This window comes from Streptomyces sp. SYSU D01066-1 (genome assembly GCF_054956795.1).
The window spans coordinates 130,538-155,478 of record NZ_JBUDHV010000004.1 but is presented as its reverse complement, the minus strand read 5'-3'; the positions used below and the strand labels follow the sequence as shown (position 1 = coordinate 155,478).

Below are 24,941 nucleotides of genomic sequence, written 5' to 3'. Positions count from 1 at the left end.
GGCAGTGAAGAAGACCTCGACCCGGCTGGCCGACGGTCGCGAGCTGATCTACTACGACTCGCGCGACGACGTCGTGCGCGACGCGGTGGACCGCCGCCCGCTGGATCCGACCGTGACCTCGTCCGAGACCCGCCGCGACGCGCTGCTCGGCGACGCGGTCGCGATCGCGTCGCACCGCCAGGGACGGACCTACCACCCGCCCGCCGACCAGTGCCCCCTGTGCCCGACCCGGGGCGAGCGGCTGAGCGAGATCCCCGACTCCTCGTACGACGTCGTGGTCTTCGAGAACCGCTTCCCCTCGCTGGCCGGCGACTCCGGGCGGTGCGAGGTGGTCTGCTTCACCTCCGACCACGACTCGTCCTTCGCCGACCTGAGCGAGGAGCAGGCCCGGCTCGTGCTGGACGCCTGGACGGACCGCACCTCCGAGCTGTCCCATCTGCCCTCCGTCGAACAGGTCTTCTGTTTCGAGAACCGCGGCGCCGAGATCGGTGTGACGCTGGGTCACCCCCACGGGCAGATCTACGCTTACCCCTTCACCACCCCCCGCACCGCCCTGATGCTCCGCTCCCTGGCGGCCCACAAGGAGGCGACCGGCGGGGAGAACCTCTTCGACACCGTGGTCGAGGACGAGCTGGGCGGCGAGCGGGTCGTCCTGGAGGGCGAGCACTGGGTCGCCTTCGTGCCGTACGCCGCCCACTGGCCCTACGAGGTGCACCTGTACCCGAAGCGGCGGGTCCCCGACCTGCTGGGACTCGACGAGGCGGCGCGCGCGGAGTTCCCCCGGGTCTACCTGGAACTGCTGCGGCGGTTCGACCGTGTCTTCGGTGAGGGTGAGCCTCCGACGCCCTACATCGCGGCCTGGCACCAGGCGCCGTTCGGGCAGCTGGAGGCGTTCGAGGGCGTCACGCGCGACGACTTCGCGCTGCACCTGGAGCTTTTCACCATCCGCCGTACGTCCGGCAAGCTGAAGTTCCTCGCGGGCTCCGAGTCCGGCATGAACGTGTTCATCAACGACGTGCCGCCGGAGCGCGCGGCCGAGCGACTGCGAGAGGTAGCGAGTTCATGAGCGGGAAGTACCTGGTCACCGGTGGCGCGGGATATGTCGGCGGCGTCGTCGCCCAGCACCTGGTGGAGGCCGGGCACGAGGTCGTCGTCCTCGACAACCTCTCGACCGGCTTCCGGGAGGGCGTGCCGGAGGGGGCCGCGTTCGTGGAAGGGGACATCCGCGACGCCGGCAAGTGGCTGGACGCCTCGTTCGACGGGGTGCTGCACTTCGCCGCGTCCTCACAGGTCGGCGAGTCGGTCGCCAAGCCCGAGAAGTACTGGGACAACAACGTCGGCGGGACCATGGCCCTGCTCGGCGCCATGCGCGAGGCCGGCGTGCGGCGGCTCGTCTTCTCCTCCACGGCCGCCACGTACGGCGAGCCGGAGCAGGTGCCGATCGTCGAGACCGCGCCGACCAGGCCCACCAACCCCTACGGCGCCTCCAAGCTCGCCGTCGACCACATGATCAGCGGGGAGGCGGCGGCGCACGGCCTGGGGGCCGTGTCACTGCGGTACTTCAACGTCGCCGGCGCCTACGGGAACTTCGGCGAGCGGCACGACCCCGAGTCGCACCTGATCCCGCTGGTGCTCCAGGTGGCGCAGGGGCGGCGGGACGCCGTCTCGGTGTTCGGCGACGACTACCCGACGCCGGACGGCACCTGCGTACGGGACTACATCCACGTCGCCGACCTGGCCCAGGCACACCTGCTGGCGCTGGACGCGGCCACCGCCGGCGAGCACCTGATCTGCAACCTCGGCAACGGGAACGGCTTCTCGGTCCGCGAGGTCATCGAGACCGTGCGCCGGGTGACGGGGCACCCGATCCCCGAGGTCGTCGCACCGCGGCGCGGCGGCGACCCGGCGGTGCTGGTCGCCTCGGCCGCCGCCGCGCGCGAGAAGCTGGGCTGGCGGCCGTCACGCGCCGACCTCGCGGGGATCGTCGCGGACGCCTGGGAGTTCGCGCAGCAGCGCGCCAACTGAAACGCGGGAAAGGTCAGGGATTCAGGGGATGAGCGTCGACACGGCGGCCGAGGTCGCCGAGCGGTTCACGCGGCTGTACGGGAGCGAGCCGGAGGGGGTGTGGGCGGCCCCCGGGCGGGTCAACCTCATCGGTGAGCACACCGACTACAACGACGGCTTCGTGATGCCGTTCGCACTGCCGCACACGGCGGTGGCGGCCGTCTCGCCGCGCACCGACGGCGTACTGCGGCTGCACTCGGCGGACGTCGAGGGCGGCGTCGCCGAGCTGCGGGTGGACGGCCTGGCACCGCAGGGCGACCGGAACTGGACGGCGTACCCGTCGGGCGTGGTGTGGGCGCTGCGCGAGGCCGGACACGAGATCACCGGCGCCGATGTCCATCTGGCGTCGACGGTCCCGGCGGGCGCGGGGCTGTCGTCCTCGGCGGCGCTGGAGGTCGTGGTCGCGCTGGCGCTGAACGACCTGTTCGGACTCGGGCTGCGCGGCTGGCAGCTGGCCCGGCTGTGCCAGCGGGCGGAGAACGTCTACGTCGGCGCCCCCGTCGGCATCATGGACCAGACGGCGTCGGCCTGCTGCGAGGCCGGGCACGCGCTGTTCCTGGACACCCGGGACCTGTCCCAGCGGCAGATCCCCTTCGACCTGGCGGCCGAGGGGCTGCGGCTCCTGGTCGTCGACACGCGGGTCAAGCACTCGCACAGCGAGGGCGAGTACGGCAAGCGCCGCGCCGGCTGCGAGAAGGGCGCCGCGCTGCTGGGCGTCGACGCCCTGCGGGACATCCCCTACGGGGAGCTGGACGCCGCCCTGGAGCGGCTCGGGGACGAGGAGGAGGTGCGGCGGCTGGTCCGGCACGTGGTCACCGAGGACCAGCGGGTCGAGCGGGTCGTGTCCCTGCTGGAGGCGGGCGACCCGCGGGCCGTCGGACCGGTGCTGGTCGAGGGGCACGCCTCGCTGCGGGACGACTTCCGGATCTCCTGCCCGGAACTCGACCTCGTCGTCGACACCGCCCTGGAGGCCGGTGCCCTCGGAGCGCGGATGACGGGCGGCGGGTTCGGCGGCTCGGCGATCGTGCTGGTGGAGGCCGCCGACGTGGAGGCCGTCACCAAGGCGGTGGAAGCCGCGTTCGCGGGGGCCGCCCTCACCGCGCCGCGCACGTTCGAGGCGGTGCCGGCGGCGGGGGCACGCCGGCTGGCGTAGCCCGCGCGGCCCGTCTCAGGCCAGCTGTTTGACCAAGGTGTACTCCGTGATCCCCGGCGGGTAGTCGGGGATCACGCACACCACGTCGTAGCCCCGGCGGCGGTAGAACTCCGGGGCCTGGAAGTCCCAGGTCTCCACCCGGGCCGCCCGGCAGGCCCGTGCGCCCGCCGCGGTCCGCTCCGCCCGGGCGAGCAGCCGGGAGCCCAGCCCGGTGCCCCGGTGGCGGCCGTCCACCCACAGGTACGTGACGTGCAGCCAGGTCGCCCAGGTGTGGCCGACCAGACCGCCGGCCACCCGGTCGTCCCCGTCCATGAGCCAGACGTGCAGCGGGACTTCGCGATCGTGAGGGGTCGCGCGCAGGGCGCGCAGGACGGGCGAGGCCGCCGTGTCCGCCTCCTTCAGACGAGTGTGCAGGATGTCGCGTCGTGCTCTGTCGACTTCTGTCTCAAGGCGAAACATGCGGCTCACCATAAACGCGCCGGACCGCCAGTTCTGCAAATAACCTTCCGCTGCCGCCCCCCGCCCGTACCCTGATGGACAGCACCGGTGGGGGCCGGTGCCGATCAGGGGGCGAGACAGTCGGGTACGGCGCCCGGGGCGGGGCAGCGATCTCAGTGCGGCGGCGGCCGCGCGACGATGGCGGCCGGTTTCGTGGCACGGTGCCGGACGCCGCGTCGGCGGGCACCGCCGCGTCGACAGCACAACGGCGTCACCGGGCACGGGCGGATACGGGAGCGGACGGGTTCCGGGTGCCGTACCCGCGCTGATGTCGTCCTCCGAGACTGGGAATCCCCCGCTCCGTGCGGAGCGTGGGGAAGGGGGTCACGTGGTTCGCATCCGAGTCCTGGTCGTCGACGACCACCGCATCTTCGCCGAGTCGCTCGCCGCGGCCCTGGCCGCCGAGCCGGACGTCGACGTGTCCGCGGCGGGCAGCGGCCCGGCCGCGCTGCGCTGCCTGGAGCGGGCGGCGGCCGAGGGGCGGCGGTTCGACGTGCTGCTCGTCGACGCCGACCTCGGCGGCGGCCGGCCCGGGGCGCGGCCCGCCGTGCCCGTGCCCGACACCGAGGAGGACCGTCTCGTCGACGGGATCTCGGTGGTCACGGGGGTACGGGCGGCACAGCCCGGGGTACGGACCGTCGTGCTCGCCGAGAAGGACGATCCGCGGCGGGCGGCGCTCGCCCTCCAGGCCGGGGCGTCCGGCTGGGTCGCGAAGGACTGCTCGCTGTCGCGGCTGCTCACCGTCATCCGCGGGGTGCTGCGCGACGAGACCCACCTGCCGCCCGCCCTGCTCACCGGCGTACTGCGCGAACTGACCGCCGCCCGCAGACACCGCACCGAGAGCGAGCGGCTGGTGGAGTCGCTGACGCCGCGGGAGCGGGAAGTACTGCGGTGCATGGTCGCCGGACTGGGCCGCAAGGCCGTCGCCGAACGGCTGTTCCTGTCCCCGCACACGGTGCGCACGCACATGCAGAACGTCCTCGGCAAGCTCGGCGTGCACTCCACGCTGGCCGCCGTCGCACTGGCCCGGCGGGCCGGCGTCGGCCCGGCCGACCTGGGCCCTGGCGACGGGGTCGGCCCGGCGGAGCCGAACAGCGCCTGAGCCCCGCCCCGCGACCCGCCGTCCGGGTCACGCCGCGACCCGCCGTCCGGGTCACGCCGCGACCCGCCGTCCGGGCCGCCCCGCGACCCGCCGTCCGGGCCGCGCCGCGGACGCGGGCCCGGCTCACCCGGGGATGTTGTCGAACGGGGCGGTGAGCCGGCGCAGCAGTTCCGCCAGTTCGGCGCGCTGGGCGCCGGTCAGCTCGGCGAGGATGGCCCGCTCCTGGGCCAGCAGCCCGGCCAGCGCCTGGTCGGCGCGGTCCCGGCCCTCGGCCGTGAGCCGGACCAGCACACCGCGCCGGTCGCTGGGGTCGGGCAGCCGCTCCACCAGGCCCTTCTTGGCCAGCCGGTCGATACGGTTGGTCATCGTGCCCGAGGTGACCAGGGTCTGGGTGAGGAGCTGCCCCGGGGAGAGCTGGTAGGGGGTGCCCGCGCGGCGCAGCGCGGTGAGCACGTCGAACTCCCAGGGCTCCAGCTGGTGCTCGAAGAAGGCCAGGCGGCGCGCGCGGTCCAGGTGCCGGGCCAGCCTGCTCACCCGGCTGAGCACCTCAAGCGGTTCCACGTCGAGGTCCGGGCGCTCCCGGCGCCACGCTGCGACCAGTCGATCGACCTCGTCCTCCATGACGATCAGTGTAGTGGTTGTGTCGATGTGAAGTCTCTTGATGTTGACTATCTTGACGTCGAGGTAGAGGGGGCCGAGAGTGGGGAACCCGTCCACCGGCAGCCCCGCCCCGGGAGGCCCACATGCCCGCCACCACCCCCACCTGGGACCCCGCCCAATACCTGCGCCACGCCGGCCACCGCGCCCGCCCCTTCACCGACCTCCTCGCCCGCGTCCCCGACCCGCCCCGCACCCCCGCCCGCGTCGCCGACCTCGGCTGCGGCCCCGGCAACACCACCGTGCTGCTCACCGAACGCTGGCCCACCGCCCGCGTCACCGGCTACGACAGCTCGCCCGCGATGCTGGAGCGGGCCCGCGAGCACGCCGGCCCCACCCGCGGCGGCGGACACCTCGGCTTCGCCCCCGCCGACGCCCGCACCTGGACCCCCGCCGAACCGCACGACCTGATCATCAGCAACGCCACCCTGCACTGGGTCCCCGGCCACCGCGAACGCTTCCCCGACTGGATCGCCGCCCTCGCCCCCGGCGGCACCCTCGCCTTCCAGGTCCCCGGCAACTTCGACGCCCCCAGCCACCGCCTGCTGCGCGAACTCGCCGCCTCCCCGCGCCACCGCACCCGCCTCGCCGGCACCCTGCGCCACGACGACGCCGTCCACACCCCCCAGGAGTACCTCACCGCCCTCACCGCCCTCGGCTGCACCGCCGACGTGTGGGAGACCACCTACGTCCACCTGCTGACCGGCGAGGACCCCGTGCTGGACTGGGTCCGCGGCACCGCGCTGCGTCCGGTGCTCGACGCCCTCGGCGACGACCCCGACGCCCGCGACGCGTTCGTCGCCGAGTACCGCACCGCCCTGCGCGCCGCCTATCCACCGGGGCCGCACGGCACGCCGTTCCCGTTCCGGCGCGTGTTCGCGGTGGCCCGGAAGACGGCCTGACCCCGGCCCCGCCGCCACCGCCCCGCCCGCACCGTCCCGCCCGCGCCAGCGCGCCGGCCCCTGCGCCCACCGTCCCGCCCGTCACCAGCCCACCGGCCCCCGCCGGACCCGGCTCCGCGCGGACGGTCCGGGCACGCTCACCCGGTGCCGGTACCGCCTCCACCCGGGGCGGACCGGCGACCGGACGGGGCGGCCCCGGGAGCGGTACGGGGGCAGCGGCCTCGGCATTTCGCGTCAGCGGTTTCGGGAGCGGTACGGGGGCAGCGGCCCGGCACCTCGTACCAGCGGCCTCGGAACCGGTACGGGGCTCAGCGGCCCCGGCACCTCGTGTCAGCAATCCCGGGACCGGTACCGGGCCAGCGGCCCCGGCACCTCGTACCAGCGGCCCCGGACCGCAGACCGCGGGCGGCCCCCCACCTCGGCCAGGGCAATCACCCGGGCGCCGGCCACCGGCGCGGCACCGCCCAGCCCGGCCGCCCCCGCACCGGCCGGCTCCCCGCACCGGCCCGCGGGGAGCCCCCCGCACCGGTCGGCTCCCCGCACCGGCCCGCGGGGAGTTCCCCGCCGGTCAGCTCTTGCGGTGCCCGATCAGCCGCGGCTTCTGCTCCAGCCCGTCCAGCCCGTGCCACGCCAGATTGACCAGGTGCGCGGCGACCTCGGCCTTCTTCGGCTTGCGCACGTCCAGCCACCACTGACCGGTCAGCGCGACCATGCCGACCAGCGCCTGCGCGTACAGCGGGGCCAGCTTGGAGTCGAAGCCGCGGTTCTTGAACTCGCGCCCCAGGATGTCCTCCACCTGGGTGGCGATGTCCGAGATCAGCGAGGCGAAGGAACCCGTGGACTGGGGAATGGGGGAGTCCCGGACCAGGATGCGGAAACCGTCCGTGTACTCCTCGATGTAGTCGAGCAGGGCGAACGCCGCCTGCTCGCACAGCTCCCGGGGATGCCCCGCGGTCAGGGACGACGTCACCATGTCCAGCAGCCGCCGCATCTCACGGTCCACCACCACCGCGTAGAGCCCCTCCTTGCCGCCGAAGTGCTCGTACACCACCGGCTTGGACACCCCCGCCTTCGCGGCGATCTCCTCCACCGACGTGCCCTCGAAGCCCTTGGCGGCGAAGAGGGTGCGGCCGATCTCCAGCAGCTGTTGACGGCGCTCGGCGCCGGTCATCCGGGGGCGGCGCACGCGCCGCGGCTTCTCATTGCCTGAGGTGCTGCTGGAGTCGGTCGCCACGGCTTCCATCATGCCGCCTCGACCGTCTCCTTCCGGCGGCGGGAGCCGTCTTCGCCCGTGGTACGGCGCGAATCGATACGCGAGCGTGACGGCCAGCGCACGTCGTACGCCCAGCCGAGCAGCTCGAACAGGCGGATGAACCGCGCCGAGGAATCGATCTGCCCGCGCTCCACACCGTGCCGCGCGGAGGTCGGATCGGCGTGGTGCAGGTTGTGCCAGGACTCGCCGCAGGACAGGACCGCCAGCCACCACACGTTGCCGGAGCGGTCCCGCGACTTGAACGGGCGCTTGCCGACCGCGTGACAGATCGAGTTGATCGACCAGGTGACGTGGTGCAGCAGCGCCACCCGGACGAGTGAACCCCAGAAGAACGCGGTGAACGCGCCCCACCAGGACATCGTCACCAGGCCCCCGATCAGCGCCGGAAGCAGCAGCGAGACCGCGGTCCACAGCACGAACTGGCGGGAGATCGCGCGCAGCGTGCCGTCCTTGACCAGATCCGGCGCGTACTTGTCCTGCGGGGTCTGCTCCTCGTCGAACATCCAGGCGATGTGGGCCCACCACAGCCCCTTGATCAGGGCCGGCACCGTCTCCCCGTACCGCCACGGCGAATGCGGATCGCCCTCGGCGTCGGAGAACCTGTGGTGCTTGCGGTGATCGGCGACCCAGCGCACCAGCGGCCCCTCCACCGCCATCGACCCCGCGATCGCCAGCGCGATCCGCAACGGCCGCTTCGCCTTGAAGGACCCGTGGGTGAAATGACGGTGGAAACCGATGGTGATGCCGTGGCACCCGAGGAAGTAGAAGAAGACGAGGAGACCCAGATCCAGCCAGCTCACGCCCCACCCCCAGGCCAGCGGAACCGCCGCCACCAGCGCCAGGAACGGAACCGTGATGAAGAGCAGCAGGGTGATCTGCTCGACCGAACGCTTCTGCTCACCACCCAGCGTCGCGGAGGCCGCGGCCGGGGCGGAGGATTCGTCGAGCACCTTCGGAGAGTCCGGGATCGCATCGGAACTGGTGGTCATGCGCGTCCCCTGGGGGGTCGAGGGAAGAGGTCAGGATGCCGGGCCGCGGAGACCGGCGGTCGTCCCTACGGTTCCGTAACCTACGGCAACGTAAGTATGGCAGCGCGTAACCGCTCGGCAAGAGCCCCAGAGCCTGCGCGTCCCGGTGGACACCTATCCTGGGAGTCGGTCGGACAGCGCGGTCCGCTCTGACTCTTTCCCGGACGTCCGGCCCCGTAAGCGGCACCCGCCGCGCGAGTCGCCGTCCGGGTTCCCTCCCAGACGAGCTTCAACACTGCAAGGAGCCGCACCTGTGAGCAGTGCCGACGACCAGACCACCACGGCGACCACCAGCAGCGAACTGCGCGCCGACATCCGCCGGCTGGGCGACCTCCTGGGCGAGACCCTCGTCCGCCAGGAGGGCCCCGAGCTGCTGGAACTCGTCGAAAAGGTCCGCCGACTCACCCGAGAGGACGGCGAGGCCGCCGCGGAGCTGCTGCGCGGCACCGAACTGCAGACCGCGGCCAAGCTGGTCCGCGCCTTCTCCACCTACTTCCACCTCGCCAACGTCACCGAACAGGTCCACCGCGGCCGCGAACTGCGCGCCAAGCGCGCCGCCGAAGGCGGCCTCCTCGCCCGTACGGCCGACCGGCTGAAGGACGCCGACCCCGACCACCTGCGGGAGACCGTCGCCAACCTCAACGTGCGCCCCGTCTTCACCGCGCACCCCACCGAAGCCGCCCGCCGGTCCGTCCTGAACAAGCTCCGCCGCATCGCCGCCCTCCTCGACACCCCCGTCATCGAGACCGACCGGCGCCGCCTGGACACCCGCCTCGCCGAGAACATCGACCTGATCTGGCAGACCGACGAGCTGCGCGTCGTCCGCCCCGAACCGGCCGACGAGGCCCGCAACGCCATCTACTACCTCGACGAACTCCACGCCGGCGCCGTGGGCGACGTCCTGGAGGACCTGACCGCCGAGCTGGAACGGGTCGGCGTCAAGCTCCCCGACGACACCCGCCCCCTCACCTTCGGCACCTGGATCGGCGGCGACCGCGACGGCAACCCCAACGTCACCCCCCAGGTCACCTGGGACGTCCTCATCCTCCAGCACGAACACGGCATCAACGACGCCCTGGAGATGATCGACGAACTGCGCGGCTTCCTCTCCAACTCCATCCGCTACACCGGCGCCACCCAGGAACTCCTGGACTCCCTCACCGCCGACCTCGACCGCCTCCCCGAGATCAGCCCCCGCTACAAGCGCCTCAACGCCGAGGAGCCCTACCGCCTCAAGGCCACCGCCATCCGGCAGAAGCTGGAGAACACCAAGACCCGGCTGGCCGAGAACACCCCCCACAAGCCGGGCCACGACTACCTCGGCACCGCCGAACTCCTCGACGACCTGCGCCTGCTCCAGACCTCCCTGCGCGAACACCGCGGCGGCCTCTTCGCCGACGGCCGCCTCGCCCGCACCATCCGCACCCTGGCCGCCTTCGGCCTCCAGCTCGCCACCATGGACGTCCGCGAACACGCCGACGCCCACCACCACGCCCTCGGCCAGCTCTTCGACCGGCTCGGCGAGGAATCCTGGCGCTACGCCGACATGCCCCGCGAGTACCGCACCAAGCTGCTCGCCAAGGAACTGCGCAGCCGCAGGCCGCTCGCCCCCACCCCGGCCCCCGTCGACGCCGCCGGCGAGAAGACCCTCGGCGTCTTCCAGACCGTCAAGCGCGCCCTGGAGATCTTCGGCCCCGAGGTCATCGAGTCCTACATCATCTCCATGTGCCAGGGCGCCGACGACGTCTTCGCCGCCGCCGTCCTCGCGCGCGAAGCCGGCCTCATCGACCTGCACGCCGGCTGGGCCAGGATCGGCATCGTCCCGCTCCTGGAGACCACCGACGAACTCAAGGCCGCCGACACCATCCTGGAGGACCTGCTCTCCGACCCCTCCTACCGGCGCCTGGTCGCCCTGCGCGGCGACGTCCAGGAAGTCATGCTCGGCTACTCGGACTCCTCCAAGTTCGGCGGCATCACCACCAGCCAGTGGGAGATCCACCGCGCCCAGCGCCGCCTGCGCGACGTCGCCCACCGCTACGGCGTACGCCTGCGCCTCTTCCACGGCCGCGGCGGCACCGTCGGCCGCGGCGGCGGCCCCTCCCACGACGCCATCCTCGCCCAGCCCTGGGGCACCCTGGAAGGCGAGATCAAGGTGACGGAACAGGGCGAGGTGATCTCCGACAAGTACCTCGTGCCCTCCCTCGCCCGGGAGAACCTGGAGCTGACCGTCGCCGCCACCCTCCAGGCCTCCGCCCTGCACACCGCCCCCCGCCAGTCCGACGAGGCCCTCGCCCGCTGGGACGCCGCCATGGACGTCGTCTCCGACGCCGCCCACACCGCCTACCGCGGACTCGTCGAGGACCCCGACCTGCCGTCCTACTTCCTCGCCTCCACCCCCGTCGACCAGCTCGCCGACCTGCACCTGGGCTCCCGGCCCTCCCGCCGCCCCGGCTCGGGCGTCTCCCTCGACGGACTGCGCGCCATCCCCTGGGTGTTCGGCTGGACCCAGTCCCGGCAGATCGTCCCCGGCTGGTTCGGCGTCGGCTCCGGCCTCAAGGCCCTGCGCGAAGCCGGCCTCGACACCGTCCTGGACGAGATGCACCAGCAGTGGCACTTCTTCCGGAACTTCATCTCCAACGTCGAGATGACCCTCGCCAAGACCGACCTCAGGATCGCCCAGCACTACGTCGACACCCTCGTCCCCGACGAGCTCAAGCACGTCTTCGACGTCATCAAGGCCGAACACGACCTCACCGTCACCGAAGTCCTCAAGGTCACCGGCGAGACCGAACTCCTCGACGCCCAGCCCGTCCTCAAGCAGACCTTCAGCATCCGCGACGCCTACCTCGACCCCATCTCCTACCTCCAGGTCGCCCTGCTCAAGCGCCAGCGCGACACCGCCGCCGCCGGCACCGACCCCGACCCGCTGCTCGCCCGAGCCCTGCTGCTCACCGTCAACGGAGTCGCCGCCGGCCTGCGCAACACCGGCTGACACCCGACCGCACGCATGCCCCCGCGCCGCACACCCGGCCCGGGGGCATCGTCATACCGCCACGAACACCGCCGTCAGCAACACCCCGCCCGCCCCCGCCGACACCCACCCCACCCGCGACGACCGCAACCCGCCCGCCGCCACCACCGACGCCAGCAGCTGGGGGTACCTCCCAGGCCCTTGCGGCACTGGGGGAGCACCACCCAGCGGCGCCCACGCGTACAGCACTCCGGCCGGCCCCGACCGCACCGCCTCACGCGGACCACCGGACCCCGGCTTCAGCACGACCGCGTACCTCTCCCCCTCCACCACGGCCGGCGAATCCTCCAGCACCACCCGGTCCCGGGCCACCGACCCCACCGGCGACGGCACGTACGGACCACCGCACACACCGCCGGCACACCGCGTCACCTCGACCGTGCCGCGCTCCCGGCCCTTGGTCGGCATCACGTACTGCGCGCCGCCCCAGGACGCCCACACCCCGGCGACCAGGATCAGCACGGCGACCGTACCCATCACCGCGACCCGCCCGAAAGAGACCACCGCGGAAGGCATGGCCGCGATCCTTGGCCATGCCCGCACACCCGGTCAACCTCAGCGGGCACCACGACACGAAACGTCAGGAGCCGCACCCCAGGCGACCTACGTCACGAGTTGTACGACCCCTGCGCCCGCTCCAGACCCTCCAGCACCAGACACTCCACCGCGTCCGCCGCCCGGTCCACGAACCAGTCCAGCTCCTTGCGCTCCACCGACGAGAAGTCCTTCAGCACGAAGTCCGCCACCTGCATCCGCCCCGGCGGCCGGCCGATCCCGCACCGCACCCGGTGGTAATCCGGCCCCATCGCCTTCGTCATCGACTTCAGACCGTTGTGCCCGTTGTCCCCGCCGCCCAGCTTCAGCCGCAACACCCCGAAATCGATGTCCAGCTCGTCGTGGACCGCCACCACCCGGTCCGTCGGCACCTTGTAGAAGTCCCGCAACGCCGTCACCGGACCACCCGACAGGTTCATGAACGACATCGGCTTCGCCAGCACCACCCGCCGCGACCCCGGCCCCGGCGGACCCACCCGCCCCTCCACCACCTGCGCCTGCGCCTTGCCGTGCCGCTTGAACCGCCCGCCCATCCGCTCCGCCAGCAGATCGACCACCATGAAACCGACGTTGTGCCGGTTCCCCGCGTACTCCGGACCGGGATTGCCCAGCCCCGCGATCAGCCAGGGCGCACCGGAATCGGTCGTCACGTCCATGTCTCCCTTGATACGCGCCAGCCGCTGCCCCCCAGGAAAACAGGGGAACAGCGGCTGACGAAACGACGACTACGAGCCTGCGACGGCTACGAGCCGCGAAGGCCACGAGCCCGCGACGACCACGAGCCCGCGACGACCCGCACGGACCACGAAGCCCGCACAGGTCACGAAGACCGCGAAGCTCAGGCCTCCGCGCCCTCGCCCTCGGCGCCCTCGCCCTCGGACTCCTCGGCCTGCGCGGCCAGGACCTGCAGGACCACCGTCTCACCGTCGACGGCCAGCTTGGTACCGGACGGCAGCGGGATGTCCTTCGCCAGCACCGACGCACCGGCCTCCAGACCCTGCACCGACACGGTGACCGACTCGGGGATGTGCGTGGCCTCGGCCTCGACCGGCAGCGCGTTCAGCACGTGCTCCAGCAGGTTGCCACCCGGCGCCAGCTCACCCTCGGTCTGCACGAAGACCTCGACGCTCACCGTCTCACCACGCTGCACCAGCTGCAGGTCGACGTGCTCCAGGAACCCCTTGATCGGGTCACGCTGCACCGACTTCGGAATCGCCAGCTCGTTCGTCTTGCCGTCGATGTCCAGCGCGATCAGCACGTTCGGCGTACGCAGCGCCAGCAGCAGCTCGTGACCCGGCAGCGTCAGGTGCAGCGGGTCCGAACCGTGCCCGTACAGAACACCCGGAACCTTGTCCTCACGACGGATACGGCGCGCGGCACCCTTGCCGAACTCGCTGCGCGTCTCGGCGGAGATCTTCACCTCGGACATGCTCACTCCTCGCAATAAGTACAGAACGGACGTGGTCACCCGGCCACGAACGGCCTGCTACGAAGAGCGCGTCGATAACGGACCGCCGCAAACCCTGCACACAACAGGAGCGGCCTCCCTCGCCGAGCAACTTCAGCAGTCTACTCGGCACGGGAGGCCACACCCAAAACGATCTACTCGCCCACGAAGACGATCACTGCTCGTCGAAGAGGCTCGTCACCGAACCGTCCTCGAACACCTCACGCACCGCACGCGCGATCGTCGGCGCGATCGACAGCACCGTGATCTTGTCCAGCTCCAGCTCACCCGGCGTCGGCAACGTGTTCGTCAGCACGAACTCGCTCACCTTCGAATTCTTCAGCCGGTCCGCCGCCGGACCCGACAGCACCCCGTGCGTCGCCGTCACGATGACGTCCTCCGCACCGTGCGCGAACAACGCGTCCGCCGCCGCACAGATCGTGCCACCCGTGTCGATCATGTCATCGACCAGCACGCAGATCCGGCCCTTCACGTCACCCACGACCTCGTGCACGGTCACCTGGTTCGCCACGTCCTTGTCACGACGCTTGTGCACGATCGCCAGCGGCGCGCCCAGCCGGTCGCACCAACGGTCCGCCACCCGCACCCGGCCCGCGTCCGGGGACACCACCGTCAGCTTCTCCCGGTCCACCTTCGCGCCCACGTAGTCCGCCAGCAGCGGCAACGCGAAGAGGTGGTCCACCGGCCCGTCGAAGAAACCCTGGATCTGGTCCGTGTGCAGGTCCACCGCCAGAATCCGGTCCGCGCCCGCCGTCTTCATCAGATCCGCGATCAGACGCGCCGAGATCGGTTCACGACCCCGGTGCTTCTTGTCCTGCCGCGCGTAACCGTAGAACGGCACGATGACGGTGATGGAGCGGGCCGACGCGCGCTTCAGCGCGTCGATCATGATCAACTGCTCCATGACCCACTTGTTGATCGGAGCCGTGTGGCTCTGGATCAGGAAGCAGTCCGCACCGCGGGCCGACTCCTGATAACGCACGTAGATCTCACCGTTGGCGAAGTCGAAGGCCTTCGTCGGGACGACCCCGACACCCAGTTCGTGGGCGACCTCCTCGGCAAGCTCGGGGTGGGCGCGGCCGGAGAAGAACATCATCTTCTTCTCGCCGGTCGTCTTGATCCCGGTCACAGCACTGTCTCCTCAGAGGTCTCGCAGCCGGAGCGGAGCGGACGTCCCGGCTGGTAAGGGTGCGGGTGTGCACTTATCACGGTACGACGACTTCGACGCACCGGTTTCCGGTCACTCTCCGGCGCCCGGCTCCCGGGACGCCTCCTCGGCCGCCCGCGCCGCCGCACTGCCCGGCCGCTTACGAGCCACCCAGCCCTCGATGTTCCGCTGCTGGCCCCGGGCCACGGCCAGCGAACCGGGCGGCACATCCTTCGTGATCACCGAGCCGGCGGCGGTGTAAGCACCGTCCCCGACCGTGACAGGAGCCACAAACATGTTGTCCGACCCCGTACGACAGTGCGACCCGACCGTGGTGTGATGCTTGTCCTGCCCGTCGTAATTCACGAACACGCTCGCCGCACCGATGTTCGTGTACTCACCGATCGTCGCGTCCCCGACATACGACAGATGCGGCACCTTCGTGCCCTCACCGATCGACGCGTTCTTCGTCTCGACGTACGTACCGATCTTGCCCTTGTCACCGAGCCGCGTCCCCGGACGCAGATACGCGAACGGCCCGACCGTCGCCCGCACGCCCACCTCCGCGCCCTGCGCCACCGTGTTGTCCACCCGCGCCCCGGCCCCCACCCGGGTGTCCGTCAGCCGCGAGTTCGGCCCCACCTCCGCGCCCTCACCCAGATGCGTGACACCGTGCAACTGCGTGTTCGGATGCACGATCACGTCCCGCTCGAAGGTCACGGTCACATCCAGCCACGTCGACGCGGGATCCACCACCGTCACCCCGGCCAGCATCGCCGCCGTCAGCAACCGGTCGTTCAGAATCCGCCGCGCCTCGGCCAGCTGCACCCGGTTGTTGATCCCGGCGATCTCCCGGTGATCGGCCGCGACACACGCCCCGACCCGGTGACCGGCCTCCCTCAGGATCCCCAGCACGTCCGTCAGGTACTCCTCACCCTGACTGTTGTCCGTCCGCACCTTGCCGAGCGCGTCCGTGAGCAACCGCCCGTCGAACGCGAACACCCCCGAGTTGATCTCCCGGATCGCCCGCTGCGCGTCGTCGGCGTCCTTGTGCTCCACGATCGCCGTGACGGCCCCGGTGCCCTCGTCCCGCACGATCCGCCCGTACCCCGTCGCGTCCGGCACCTCGGCCGTCAGCACGGTCACGGCGTTGCCGTCGGCGGAGTGGGTGGCGGCGAGCGAGGCGAGCGTGCCGGCGGTGAGCAGCGGGGTGTCCCCGCACACCACCACGACCGTCCCCTCCACGGCGCCGCCCAGCTCCTCCAGCCCCATCCGCACGGCGTGCCCGGTGCCGTTCTGCTGCTCCTGGACGGCGGTGCGGACGGCGGGGGCGACCTCGGCGAGGTGGGCGGTGACCTGTTCGCGGGCGTGCCCGACGACGACGACCAGGTTCTCGGGGTCCAGCTCGCCGGCGGCGGCGAGCACGTGGCCCACGAGGGAACGGCCGCAGATGTCGTGCAGGACCTTCGGGGTGGCCGACTTCATACGGGTGCCCTCACCCGCTGCGAGAACGACGACGGCTGCCGGGCGGTTGGCGCTCACGGGATGCCCTTCGGCTGTGGGTGGGGGTGGACATCCGCAGGATACCGGGGGGATTTGTGGGGGACATGGGTGCGGGCCCTGACGGGGCTGTATGCCGAGGGTCAGGGCCCGAACTTGGGTTTTGTGCGCTGTGGCTCCCCCGCAAGGATTCGAACCTTGACCTGCCAAGACCAAAACTTGGTGTGCTGCCTGGTTACACCACGGGGGATCGCGCTTCAGACCTTACCGGAGACGTCCTTGTGCGTGGGCCACGATTCCGCTCCACCAGCCCTCAATGCGGTTGTACAACTGGGCGCTGCGGGCCACGACGATGACGAGGCAGCCGTGGTAGCCGTCCCCGGTGTTCTTGCGGACCGTCTTCGGGTTGTGCTTCTTGAGTGTCGGCCGCGCGAAGGCCGAGGCGTCGATGCCAGCGATCTCCGCCCAGAACCTGTGTGCCGCGTCGATGTCGGCAGACTCATGGATCAGCAGCCTGAAGCCCAGACGTTCCCGGTCCACGTCGAGCAGGTCCAGCCAGGCGAGGTAGGTCTGGATCACTCCAGGGTCGCTGTTCACGAAGACGGCGCGTTCCCGGCGGTCGTACGGTTTGCTCTTTGAGCCCTCGGCCCAGTAGAGCGCGACCCCCGCCACGAAGAGTTCGTGGTCTGTCAGGTCGCTTGCTTCTCGGTGGGCTTCTGCTCTTGTTCGCTGGCGCTCCTCGTCCTCCGCCGCGCGGCGCCTGGCCAGGCCCTCGTTCATGAGTTCCCGTTGTTCCTCCGGCGTGTAACGGGGCTCGGGCCGGGGGAGGTCCCTGACCCATAGCGAGACAGAACTCCTGGAACATCCCAGTTCCGCCTCGATCTGGTCGTACGTCCATCCTTGAAGTCGCAGCTCACGCGCTTTTGCCCTCAAGTCGTCCTTAGCGTTCGGGCGCTTCGTCCAGGCCGGCGGCGGTTCCCCCTTCACCAGCTGATTGAGGATCTCGTTGTTGAACACCTTCAACTCGTCCCTGATCTGCCGAAGGCTGTAGCCCGCGCGGCGCAGCGCGACCGCCTTCTCCCTCAAGCCCTCGAAGTCGGCGTACTTGCCCTGTGGGTGTGTGGTCATGGGAAAACCGTCCGGGCGGAATGTGGGGCTCCGGGGGCGGTCGGTGATCGGTTCACGCGTTCGAGGGATATCGCGTCGTATCGCTACCGTACTGTCACCCTCCGTGGTGGAGCCCAATCCGTCGAAACTCCCCGGAAATGCGCCGCCGTGCGCCCGTAGGCTGGAGCCATGACCACGACGGGGGACATGCAGGTGACGGTCCGGGGTGGGCCTTGGTGGTGGGAGCGGCGGCGCGGTGCGGTGCTCGATGCGGGCCTCGCGGTGGTGTCGGCGCTGGAGTGCGCGGCGGAGGGGGTTCCGTTCGCGTGGGACGCGGGGATTCCGGTCGCGGCGGGGGTGCTGTTCGGTCTGCTGGCCGGTTCGGTGCTGCTGGTGCGGCGGAAGTGGCCGGTCGCGGTGGTGCTGGTGGCGATCGCCGTCACGCCGGCGCAGATGGGCTTCCTGATGGGGATCGTCGGTCTGTACACGCTGGCGGCGTGTGAGCTGCCGCGCCGGATCATCGGGTCGCTGGCGGGGATGTCGCTGCTGGGGACGTTGATCGTGACGTTCGTGCGGGTGCGGCAGGACATGGCGCGGGGGGAGTTGGGGATCGGCGACTGGTTCGTGCCGTTCGCCGCCGTGGCGACGTCGCTCGGGCTGACGGCGCCTCCGGTGCTGCTGGGGCTGTATGTGGGGGCGCGGCGGCGGTTGATGGAGAGTCTGCGGGAGCGGGCGGACGATCTGGAGCGGGAGCTGCAGTTGCTGGCGGAGCGGGCGGAGGAGCGGGCCGAGTGGGCGCGCAATGAGGAGCGGACGCGGATCGCGCGGGAGATGCATGACGTGGTCGCGCATCGGGTGAGTCTGATGGTGGTGCATGCCGCCGCGCTTCAGGCGGTGGCGCGGAAGGATCCGGAGAAGGCGGTGAGGAACGCCGCGTTGGTGGGGGACATGGGGCGGCAGGCGCTGACGGAGTTGCGGGAGATGCTCGGGGTGCTGCGCAGTGGGGGGCAGGTGGCGCGGGAGCGGGCGTCGGTGCCGTTGGCTGCGGTGGGGGCGGCGGCCGCGGCGGCGGCTTCGCGGGTGGCCGAGGCGGACGGGGAGGGGCCGTCGTTGTCGGAGCTGGGCGAGTTGGTGGGGCAGTCGGTGGCGGCCGGGATGGTGGTGGACCTGTCGGTGCAGGGGGAGTCGCGGTCGTATGCGCCGGTGGTGGAGCGGACGGCGTTCCGGGTGGTGCAGGAGGCGTTGACGAACGCGCACAAGCACGCGGCGGGTGCGAAGACGTACGTGCGTCTGGCGCATCGGGCGTCGGAGATCGCGATGCAGGTGGAGAACGATCCGCCGCCGGAGCCGGCGTCGGCGTCGGCGGTGGGGCTGCCGTCGGGGGGCAATGGTCTGGTGGGGATGAGGGAGCGGGTCGCGGCGCTGGGCGGGGTGTTCGTGTCGGGGCCGACGGACGCGGGGGGTTTTCGGGTGTCGGCGGTGATTCCGGCGGTGGTTTCCGCGTAGGGGTGGGTCAGACGGTGCTGAGGCGGGTGGGTGCGGTGCCGGTGACGAGGGCGCCGAGGGCGTGGTCGATGTCGGGGCCGAGGTACCAGTCGCCGGTGTGGTCGAGGGCGTAGACGCGGCCGTGGGTGTCGATGGCGAGGAGGGCCTGGGTGTCGGTCTCGGTGCCGAGGGGGGTGACCTCGGTGTCGAGGGCGCGGCCGAGGTCGCCGAGGGTGCGGGCGAGGTGGAGGCCGTGCAGGGGGTCGAGGTGGAGGGTGGCGGGGGCGATCTGGCGGCCGGGTCCGGTGGGGGTGAGGGTGAGGCCGCCGAATTCGGCCCAGGCTTCGACGGCGGCGGGGAAGACGGTGTGGCGGTGGCCGGCGGGTGAGGTGTGGCCGCGGAGGGTGTCGGCCCAGTATTCGGCTTGTTTGATGTCCCAGCGTCCGGGGTGCCAGCCGGCGTCGCGCAGGGCGGCGTCGACGGGGACGGGGAATCGGGTGGTGCTGGTCTTGGTGCGGTCGGGGTGCATGGGTCTTCGTTCGTCGTCCGTGCGGGGGGTGCGGGTGGGGTCAGCCGGTGGTCGGTGTGGGGTCGACGATGCGGACGCCGAAGTGGGCGCTGAGGGCGATGCAGGTGCGGCAGGGTGCGGCGAAGGTGCCGTGCAGGGGGTCGCCGTCCTCGCGGATGTGGCGGGTGGTGAGTTTGGCGTGTTTGAGGGCTTTGCGGGCTTCGCCGTTGCTCATGGGGCGGCGGGCGGCGCGTTTGCTGCGGGTGGCGTCGGCGGTGGTGAGGTGCCGGGAGATGAGGATGGTCTCGGCGCAGCGGCCGGTGAAGCGGTCGCGTTGTGAGCTGGTGAGGGTGTCGAGGAAGTCCTGTACGAGGGGGTGCAGGGCGGGGGGTGTGTCGCCGCGGGCGGCGGTGCCGGTGAGGGTGGTGCCGCGGACGGAGAGGGCGGCGGCGACGGTGGGGAGTATGCCGTCGCGGCGGTGGCGCAGGATGGGTGCGTGGGGGGTTTCGGCGCTGCTCCAGCCGATGCGGGGGTCGCCGGTCCGGGGGTCGTCGGACGTGGTCGTCCGGTGTCCCGTCTGTGTCGCGTTCATGATCGTCATCCCCTCCTGAACCTCCCCCGGTGGTCACAGACTGCCAAATGGCGTGGCGGGTGGGGAAGCTGGGGCGTGGCGACACGCCCGGTTATGGGCGGACTGTTACCAGTACGTGACGGCTGGTCACGGAAGCGGGGGGATCGGCCGTCGGTGCCGGTGACCGGTGTCGTCGTACCGCATAGGCTGTCGCCACCGTGTGTGCCGCGGTGATCCGGGCAGTTCCGGACGCGTTTTCGGACGGCTCCGTACAACTCCATACAGGTTCACACAGCTCCACGTCAGCTCCATGCAACTCCAGGTCAGTTCAAGACACTTCGACATCAGCTCCAGACAGTCAGAGACAGCGTCCGCGGGGATGACCGGCGGACATACGCCGCAGGGGGCAACCGCCATGACGACAGGCCGGCTCGGGCTGGGGGTTCCTCCCGGCCGTCAGGTTGAGGGACGGGTCGTGCCGCCGAACGCGGCCTATGCCGGGCAGGTCGTGCATTTCCCGGATCCGGTGCGGGCCGCGCGTCACCCGAGGGGGGTGCGGGTGGACGGGAGCGGTTACCCGGATTTCTCGCCGTACGCGCGGGCGGCAGCGGAGATCGCGGAGCCGCCGGGCGGGTTCGGTGTCGACGAGCTGCGGCTGACGGACTACGTGTCGGCGAACGCGGCGTTGTCCGCGTCGGGGCACGAGCTGTGGGACACGGTGCCGGCGGTGGCGACGCCGCACGGCTGGACGTGGCACCACGTGGTGGGGTCGCGGCGGCTGGAGCTGGTGCCGGTGGAGGTGAAGGCGTTGCTGCGGCACCACGGCGGGATCGCCACGGCGGCGGTGGACCAGGGCAAGCGGGGGACGCGGCCGTTGGCGGAGACGCGTCCGGCGCACTTCGGGCTGCCGAAGTCGGGGGTGGCGGTGTCGGAGCAGCAGGTGCTGGGGGTGGAGGAGGACCTCGGGTACCGGTTGCCGGGTGCGTACCGGTCGTTCCTGAAGGCGGCGGGGGGCTGCGCGCCGGTGGGGACGGCGCTGGACGCGGAGCTGGGGCTGCTGGTCGACCAGCCGTTCTTCACGGTGCGGGACGAGGCGGCGGTCAATGACCTGGTCTACGTCAACAAGTGTCTGCGGGACCATCTGACCAAGGACTACCTGGGTGTCGCGTTCGTGCAGGGCGGGCTGCTGGCGGTGAAGGTGAGGGGTGAGCGGGCCGGTTCGGTGTGGTTCTGCGCGTACGACGACGCGCGGGACGTCGATCCGGGGTGGTCGCCGGCCGAGCGGGCGGAGCGGTTGCTGCTGCCGTGCGGTGAGGACTTCGACGCGTTCCTGTCGCGGCTGGCGGGGTCGCCGCCGGAGTTGGAGACGGTGGCGGATCTGATGGTGGACGGCGGGTTCGCGCGGGCGGTGCCGGTGTCGGCCGCGTCCGCTGCGGGAGAGTGAGCTGGCGATGGTGACGTTCGCGCAGGCGCAGGAGCGCGCCGAGGAGTGGATCAACGGGGACGTTCCGGCGTACCGGCACCGTGAGGTGCGGGTGCGGGAGTTCGGGCTCGGGTTCGTGGTGTGGGGTGAGGACCGGGAGGGCGGGCCGGGTGCGGACGGCGGTGCGCAGCGGTTGGTGATCGCCCGGGACAGCGGGGACGCGACGCTGTGGCCCGCGTTGCCGGTGGGTGAGGTGATCCGCCGGTACGAGGAGGAGTACGGCCGCTCGGAGGTGGTCGCCGGGCCGGTGCCGGCGGTACGGGCGGATCTGAATCAGACGTCGTTCCTGCTGAGTCCGCCGGAGTGGTTGCAGGAGGCGGCGGACAAGCTGGGGATCGCGGACCGGCGGCGCGGGGGCGGGGCGGGGGCCGGTGGGGCGGGCTCGGCGGAGTCGGCGGAGCCGTCCGGTCCGGTGGGTTCGTCGGCCGCTTCTCCGGCGAGTGGGGCGGCGTGGCCGGTCGCGGGTGGGGGCGCGGACGGTACCGACGGTGCTGACGGTGTTGGCGGGGGCAGTGGGAATGGGGGTATTGGCGGGGCCGGTGGTACCAGTGGGACTGGCGGGGGCAGTCGGCCCGGTGGGGGCAGTGGGACCGGCGGGGCAGGCGGGGTCGGCGGAAGTGTGGGTGGCGGGGTGGCCGGAGGGCCGGTCGCGCCGCCCGGGGCCACGCCTTGGGCCGGGACCGACACCAACGCGGACGGTGGTGAGGACCGTTCCGTTCCGCTGCCCGAGACCGTGTTCGCGTCGCAGTCGAACGACGATGACACCGCCGGCGCCATCGACGCCGACGGTGCCGAGCCCGCCGGGGCGATCGCGGACGCCGGTACGGCACGGCTGACGCGGGGCGGTGGACCGCCGCGGACGCACGGGGCGGGGGCAGGTACGGGTACGGGGGAGGCGGCCGGGTCGGGTACGCCGTCGCCTCCTTCGGTACCGGGCGTGCCGCTGCCTCCGCAGGCGGCGGCCGGCGCGCGGCCGGGGAGCCCGCCCGCACCGCCGGTGCCGGGTGCTCCGCCGCACTCCCCCGGTGTGCCGCACCCGCCCGCCGCCCCCGGCGTGCCCGGTGACGCGGGGGCGCAGGCCGGTGTTCACCACGCCCCCACCGTGCTGGCCGCGCCCCCGGGCGGCCCCGGCGTACCCCCGCCTCCGCCCCCGCCCCCGCACGCCCCCGGCATGCCGCCGAGCGCACCGCAGCCGGTGGGGCAGGGCGCCGTACCGCCCCCTGCCCCACCGCAGCCGCACCCGCATCCGCATCCGCAAGGGGCCGTGCCCCCGCCCGGGCAGCCGCAGCCGCAGTTCCAGCCGCCGCCCCAGCCGCAGCCTCATCCCCAGCCGGTGCCCGGGGCCGCCGTGCCGCCGCCGGCGTACGGGTATCCGCCGCGGCCCGTCGGGCAGCCGACCGTCGGTCCCGGTTACCAGGCGGTGCTGCGCTACCGGGCGCAGGACGGTTCCGAGCAGCAGCTGATCCGGCGGTCCGCGCCGGGCACCCCGCACCCGGAGTGGCAGATCTACCACGAGCTGCGGGCCATGAACGTGCCGCCGGACCAGGTGCTGGAGCTGCACACGGAGCTGGAGTCCTGTGAGCTGCCGGGCGCGTACTGCGCGCGGATGATCCGGGAGCAGTGGCCGCAGGCGCGGATCACGTCGATCGCGCCGTACGGCACGGATCACGCGAGCCGGCAGCAGGGCATGGCCCAGCTGCTGAGCCATCAGGGCGAGTTGCACCAGGTGGCGGACGGTCCGGCGCGTCCGGCGCCGGTGCGCGCGCCGTTGCCGCCGGTGCCGCCGGCCCCGCCGGTGCCGCCGGAGGGGATCGGGCAGGAGCTGGCGGCGGCGTTCGGGCCGGGGGTGTTCCGGTTCGAGCAGGCGGCGGTGGACCGGCAGGGCGTGCCGCCGGTGGTGGCGCACACGCTGGTGGTGGCCGGGCTGCCGGTGGACATGGGGCCGTTCTTCTGGGCACAGGCGCAGCCGGGCCGTCCGGTGCCGACGCTGGCGGAGCTGGCGGCGGAGCGGGGGGTCCGGCCGGCCCCGGACGCCGGGTCGTACCTGGTCGTGGGCAGTGACTTCGGCAAGGCGATCTGCGTGCAGTACGGGACGGCGAACATCGTGGCGGTGCCGGTGGAGGCCGGGCCGGGTGGTGCGTCGGTGCCGCCGCAGTTCGTGAACACGGGGCTGCCGGAGTTCGCGCGCTGTCTGGCGCTGCTGGGGCGGATGTGGCGGCTGAGGTACGGGTTGAACCAGGAGCAGGCGGGCCGCTGGACGGTGGATTTCCAGGCGCAGTTGGCCGCGTTGGACGCGGTGGCGCTCGGTTCTCCGGAGAGCTGGTGGTCGGTGCTGCTGGAGGAGATGTGGGACGGGTTGCTGTAGGCCCCGCACGGAGTGTCACATTATGAATACTTACCTCTAATCCCTAAAGTCCCTTTCGTCCGTTTGGTATGTGATGTCGGGCGAACAGGGGTTTCCGTATGAGCAGCGCGAGCGCATCGGCGCCGGCCCACGGCTTCGTGACCGTACGAGGGCGCGGTTACCGGCCCGAGCAGGTCGACGTGTGTGCCGCGGCCCTCTTCGAGGAGCGTGACGCCGCCTGGGAGAGGGCCGCCCGGCTCACTGTGCTGGCCCGGAAGATGGAGGAGGAACTGGCCGGGCTGCGCGAAACGGTGGCCGGACTGGCTCCGCAGACCTACCAGGCGCTCGGCGGGGGCGCGCACGCCTTGTTCCAGCGCGCGCGGGAAGAGGCCGACGCCCTGCGCGAGCGGGCGCGGAGGGACGGCGAACGCCTGGTGGAGGAGGCGCGGACGTACGCGGCCGGCGTGGCGGAGTCCGCGCGGGCGCACGCCGACGCCGTACGCGCCGAGGCCGACGCGTGGGCCGGGCGGCGGCTGCTCGCGGCGCGGGCCGAGGCCGACGAGGTGCGGATCGGGACCCGGCGGGAGGTGAAGGCGGGGCGCGGTGAGGCGCTGGGCGTACTGCGCGAGGCGCGGCGGCGCACCGCCGGCGTGCTCGCCGAACAGGCCGGGGAGCACGAGGAGCGGTGGGCGGCGGCCGAACGGGAGGACGCCGAGCGCGCCGCGGCGGTGGACGCGCACCACGCGGAACTGCTGGCGCGCGCCGAGCGGCTGCTGGCCGACGCCGGACGGGACCTGGCCGACGCCGAGGAGGTGGCGCGGCGGCTGCCGGAGGAGGCACGGGCCCGGGCGGCCGAGGTGCTCGCCGGGGCCCGTGCGTACGAGGAGCGGGTCGCCCGGGAGACGGAGCGGGTGCTGCGCGAGCACGGGGAGCGGTGGGACCACGTCCAGGCGCAGACGGACCGGGTCCGCAGCCGCCTGAGCGCGCTGACGGGGCGGGTCGCGCGGTGACCTGTCGGCCCGTGCGGGCTGTTGGTCCGTGTGACCTGCCGGTCCCGGTAAGTCG

At 72.2% G+C, this 24,941-nt stretch carries 22 protein-coding genes and 1 tRNA gene; 10 read left to right on the top strand and 13 right to left on the bottom strand.

Annotated features, from left to right (window positions below; all coding sequences use genetic code 11):
• The first annotated feature begins 4 nt into the window (after window positions 1-4).
• From galT to galK, 3 genes are read left to right on the top strand one after another with little or no spacing between them, the layout of a single operon-like run.
• Complete coding sequence (gene galT, locus ACY1JF_RS06070) at window positions 5-1,066, top strand: galactose-1-phosphate uridylyltransferase (protein WP_462703933.1); 1,062 nt, start codon at window positions 5-7, stop codon at window positions 1,064-1,066.
• Window positions 1,063-2,025 (top strand): UDP-glucose 4-epimerase GalE, encoded by a 963-nt coding sequence (gene galE / locus ACY1JF_RS06065; protein WP_462703932.1) that lies wholly within the window; start codon window positions 1,063-1,065, stop codon window positions 2,023-2,025. The genes galT and galE overlap by 4 nt, the downstream gene beginning before the upstream one ends.
• A gap of 28 nt (window positions 2,026-2,053) precedes the next feature.
• Entirely contained in the window at window positions 2,054-3,217 is a 1,164-nt protein-coding gene (galK, locus tag ACY1JF_RS06060; protein ID WP_462703931.1) for a galactokinase, read from the top strand.
• A gap of 15 nt (window positions 3,218-3,232) precedes the next feature.
• Here galK and ACY1JF_RS06055 read toward each other — a convergent pair whose 3' ends face one another.
• Window positions 3,233-3,688, bottom strand: a complete 456-nt coding sequence (locus tag ACY1JF_RS06055; RefSeq protein ID WP_462703930.1) for a GNAT family N-acetyltransferase — start codon at window positions 3,686-3,688, stop codon at window positions 3,233-3,235.
• A 355-nt stretch (window positions 3,689-4,043) separates the two neighbouring features.
• Here ACY1JF_RS06055 and ACY1JF_RS06050 point away from each other — a divergent pair, with 355 nt between their 5' ends.
• Window positions 4,044-4,817 carry a LuxR C-terminal-related transcriptional regulator gene (locus ACY1JF_RS06050; RefSeq protein ID WP_462703929.1) on the top strand — a complete coding sequence of 258 codons (774 nt, stop codon included), beginning with the start codon at window positions 4,044-4,046 and terminating at the stop codon, window positions 4,815-4,817.
• Window positions 4,818-4,940: 123 nt separating this feature from the next.
• Here ACY1JF_RS06050 and ACY1JF_RS06045 read toward each other — a convergent pair whose 3' ends face one another.
• The gene (locus ACY1JF_RS06045; RefSeq protein WP_462703928.1) at window positions 4,941-5,438 is read right to left on the bottom strand and encodes a MarR family winged helix-turn-helix transcriptional regulator; all 498 of its coding nucleotides are present in this window, start codon (window positions 5,436-5,438) and stop codon (window positions 4,941-4,943) included.
• A 122-nt stretch (window positions 5,439-5,560) separates the two neighbouring features.
• On the opposite strand from ACY1JF_RS06045, the gene ACY1JF_RS06040 reads away from it, so the two are divergent.
• Entirely contained in the window at window positions 5,561-6,376 is an 816-nt protein-coding gene (locus ACY1JF_RS06040; RefSeq protein ID WP_462703927.1) for a trans-aconitate 2-methyltransferase, read from the top strand.
• A 568-nt stretch (window positions 6,377-6,944) separates the two neighbouring features.
• Here ACY1JF_RS06040 and ACY1JF_RS06035 read toward each other — a convergent pair.
• Both ACY1JF_RS06035 and ACY1JF_RS06030 read right to left on the bottom strand, forming a co-directional pair.
• Entirely contained in the window at window positions 6,945-7,622 is a 678-nt protein-coding gene (locus ACY1JF_RS06035; protein ID WP_462703926.1) for a TetR family transcriptional regulator, read from the bottom strand.
• On the bottom strand, window positions 7,619-8,638 hold the full coding sequence (locus ACY1JF_RS06030) for an acyl-CoA desaturase (RefSeq protein ID WP_462703925.1): 1,020 nt from the start codon (window positions 8,636-8,638) through the stop codon (window positions 7,619-7,621). Before ACY1JF_RS06030 ends, ACY1JF_RS06035 begins: the two co-directional genes overlap by 4 nt.
• A 292-nt stretch (window positions 8,639-8,930) precedes the next feature.
• Between ACY1JF_RS06030 and ppc the strand changes: the two genes are divergently transcribed.
• Window positions 8,931-11,669 (top strand): phosphoenolpyruvate carboxylase, encoded by a 2,739-nt coding sequence (ppc, locus tag ACY1JF_RS06025; protein WP_462703924.1) that lies wholly within the window; start codon window positions 8,931-8,933, stop codon window positions 11,667-11,669.
• Window positions 11,670-11,720: 51 nt separating this feature from the next.
• On the opposite strand, the gene ACY1JF_RS06020 is transcribed toward ppc, so the two are convergent.
• From ACY1JF_RS06020 to ACY1JF_RS05990, 7 genes are all read right to left on the bottom strand, one after another.
• On the bottom strand, window positions 11,721-12,224 hold the full coding sequence (locus ACY1JF_RS06020) for a hypothetical protein (RefSeq protein WP_462703923.1): 504 nt from the start codon (window positions 12,222-12,224) through the stop codon (window positions 11,721-11,723).
• 92 nt (window positions 12,225-12,316) lie between these two features.
• A complete protein-coding gene (pth, locus tag ACY1JF_RS06015; RefSeq protein WP_462703922.1) occupies window positions 12,317-12,919 on the bottom strand; it encodes an aminoacyl-tRNA hydrolase in 603 nt (200 codons plus the stop codon).
• Window positions 12,920-13,101: 182 nt separating this feature from the next.
• Window positions 13,102-13,692, bottom strand: coding sequence for a 50S ribosomal protein L25/general stress protein Ctc (locus ACY1JF_RS06010; RefSeq protein ID WP_462703921.1), 591 nt, complete (start codon window positions 13,690-13,692; stop codon window positions 13,102-13,104).
• A gap of 193 nt (window positions 13,693-13,885) precedes the next feature.
• Entirely contained in the window at window positions 13,886-14,860 is a 975-nt protein-coding gene (locus ACY1JF_RS06005) for a ribose-phosphate diphosphokinase (protein WP_462703920.1), read from the bottom strand.
• Between the two features lie 111 nt (window positions 14,861-14,971).
• Window positions 14,972-16,420 carry a bifunctional UDP-N-acetylglucosamine diphosphorylase/glucosamine-1-phosphate N-acetyltransferase GlmU gene (glmU, locus tag ACY1JF_RS06000; protein ID WP_462703919.1) on the bottom strand — a complete coding sequence of 483 codons (1,449 nt, stop codon included), beginning with the start codon at window positions 16,418-16,420 and terminating at the stop codon, window positions 14,972-14,974.
• A 131-nt stretch (window positions 16,421-16,551) separates the two neighbouring features.
• Window positions 16,552-16,628 (bottom strand) — tRNA-Gln (locus ACY1JF_RS05995).
• A 14-nt stretch (window positions 16,629-16,642) separates the two neighbouring features.
• The gene (locus ACY1JF_RS05990; RefSeq protein ID WP_462703918.1) at window positions 16,643-17,506 is read right to left on the bottom strand and encodes a helix-turn-helix domain-containing protein; all 864 of its coding nucleotides are present in this window, start codon (window positions 17,504-17,506) and stop codon (window positions 16,643-16,645) included.
• 168 nt (window positions 17,507-17,674) lie between these two features.
• On the opposite strand from ACY1JF_RS05990, the gene ACY1JF_RS05985 reads away from it, so the two are divergent.
• Complete coding sequence (locus ACY1JF_RS05985; RefSeq protein WP_462703917.1) at window positions 17,675-18,991, top strand: sensor histidine kinase; 1,317 nt, start codon at window positions 17,675-17,677, stop codon at window positions 18,989-18,991.
• A gap of 7 nt (window positions 18,992-18,998) precedes the next feature.
• On the opposite strand, the gene ACY1JF_RS05980 is transcribed toward ACY1JF_RS05985, so the two are convergent.
• Window positions 18,999-19,499, bottom strand: a complete 501-nt coding sequence (locus tag ACY1JF_RS05980; RefSeq protein WP_462703916.1) for an SUKH-3 domain-containing protein — start codon at window positions 19,497-19,499, stop codon at window positions 18,999-19,001.
• A 40-nt stretch (window positions 19,500-19,539) separates the two neighbouring features.
• Window positions 19,540-20,070 carry a YwqJ-related putative deaminase gene (locus ACY1JF_RS05975; RefSeq protein WP_462703915.1) on the bottom strand — a complete coding sequence of 177 codons (531 nt, stop codon included), beginning with the start codon at window positions 20,068-20,070 and terminating at the stop codon, window positions 19,540-19,542.
• Window positions 20,071-20,464: 394 nt separating this feature from the next.
• Here ACY1JF_RS05975 and ACY1JF_RS05970 point away from each other — a divergent pair, with 394 nt between their 5' ends.
• The 3 genes from ACY1JF_RS05970 (at window position 20,465) to ACY1JF_RS05960 (ending at window position 24,886) form a co-directional block, all read left to right on the top strand.
• On the top strand, window positions 20,465-21,493 hold the full coding sequence (locus ACY1JF_RS05970) for an SMI1/KNR4 family protein (protein ID WP_462703914.1): 1,029 nt from the start codon (window positions 20,465-20,467) through the stop codon (window positions 21,491-21,493).
• A 7-nt stretch (window positions 21,494-21,500) separates the two neighbouring features.
• A complete protein-coding gene (locus tag ACY1JF_RS05965) occupies window positions 21,501-23,897 on the top strand; it encodes an SUKH-4 family immunity protein (RefSeq protein ID WP_462703913.1) in 2,397 nt (798 codons plus the stop codon).
• Window positions 23,898-23,995: 98 nt separating this feature from the next.
• Window positions 23,996-24,886: a cellulose-binding protein gene (locus tag ACY1JF_RS05960; RefSeq protein ID WP_462703912.1), complete on the top strand. Its 891-nt coding sequence runs from the start codon at window positions 23,996-23,998 to the stop codon at window positions 24,884-24,886.
• Window positions 24,887-24,941: the final 55 nt, after the last annotated feature.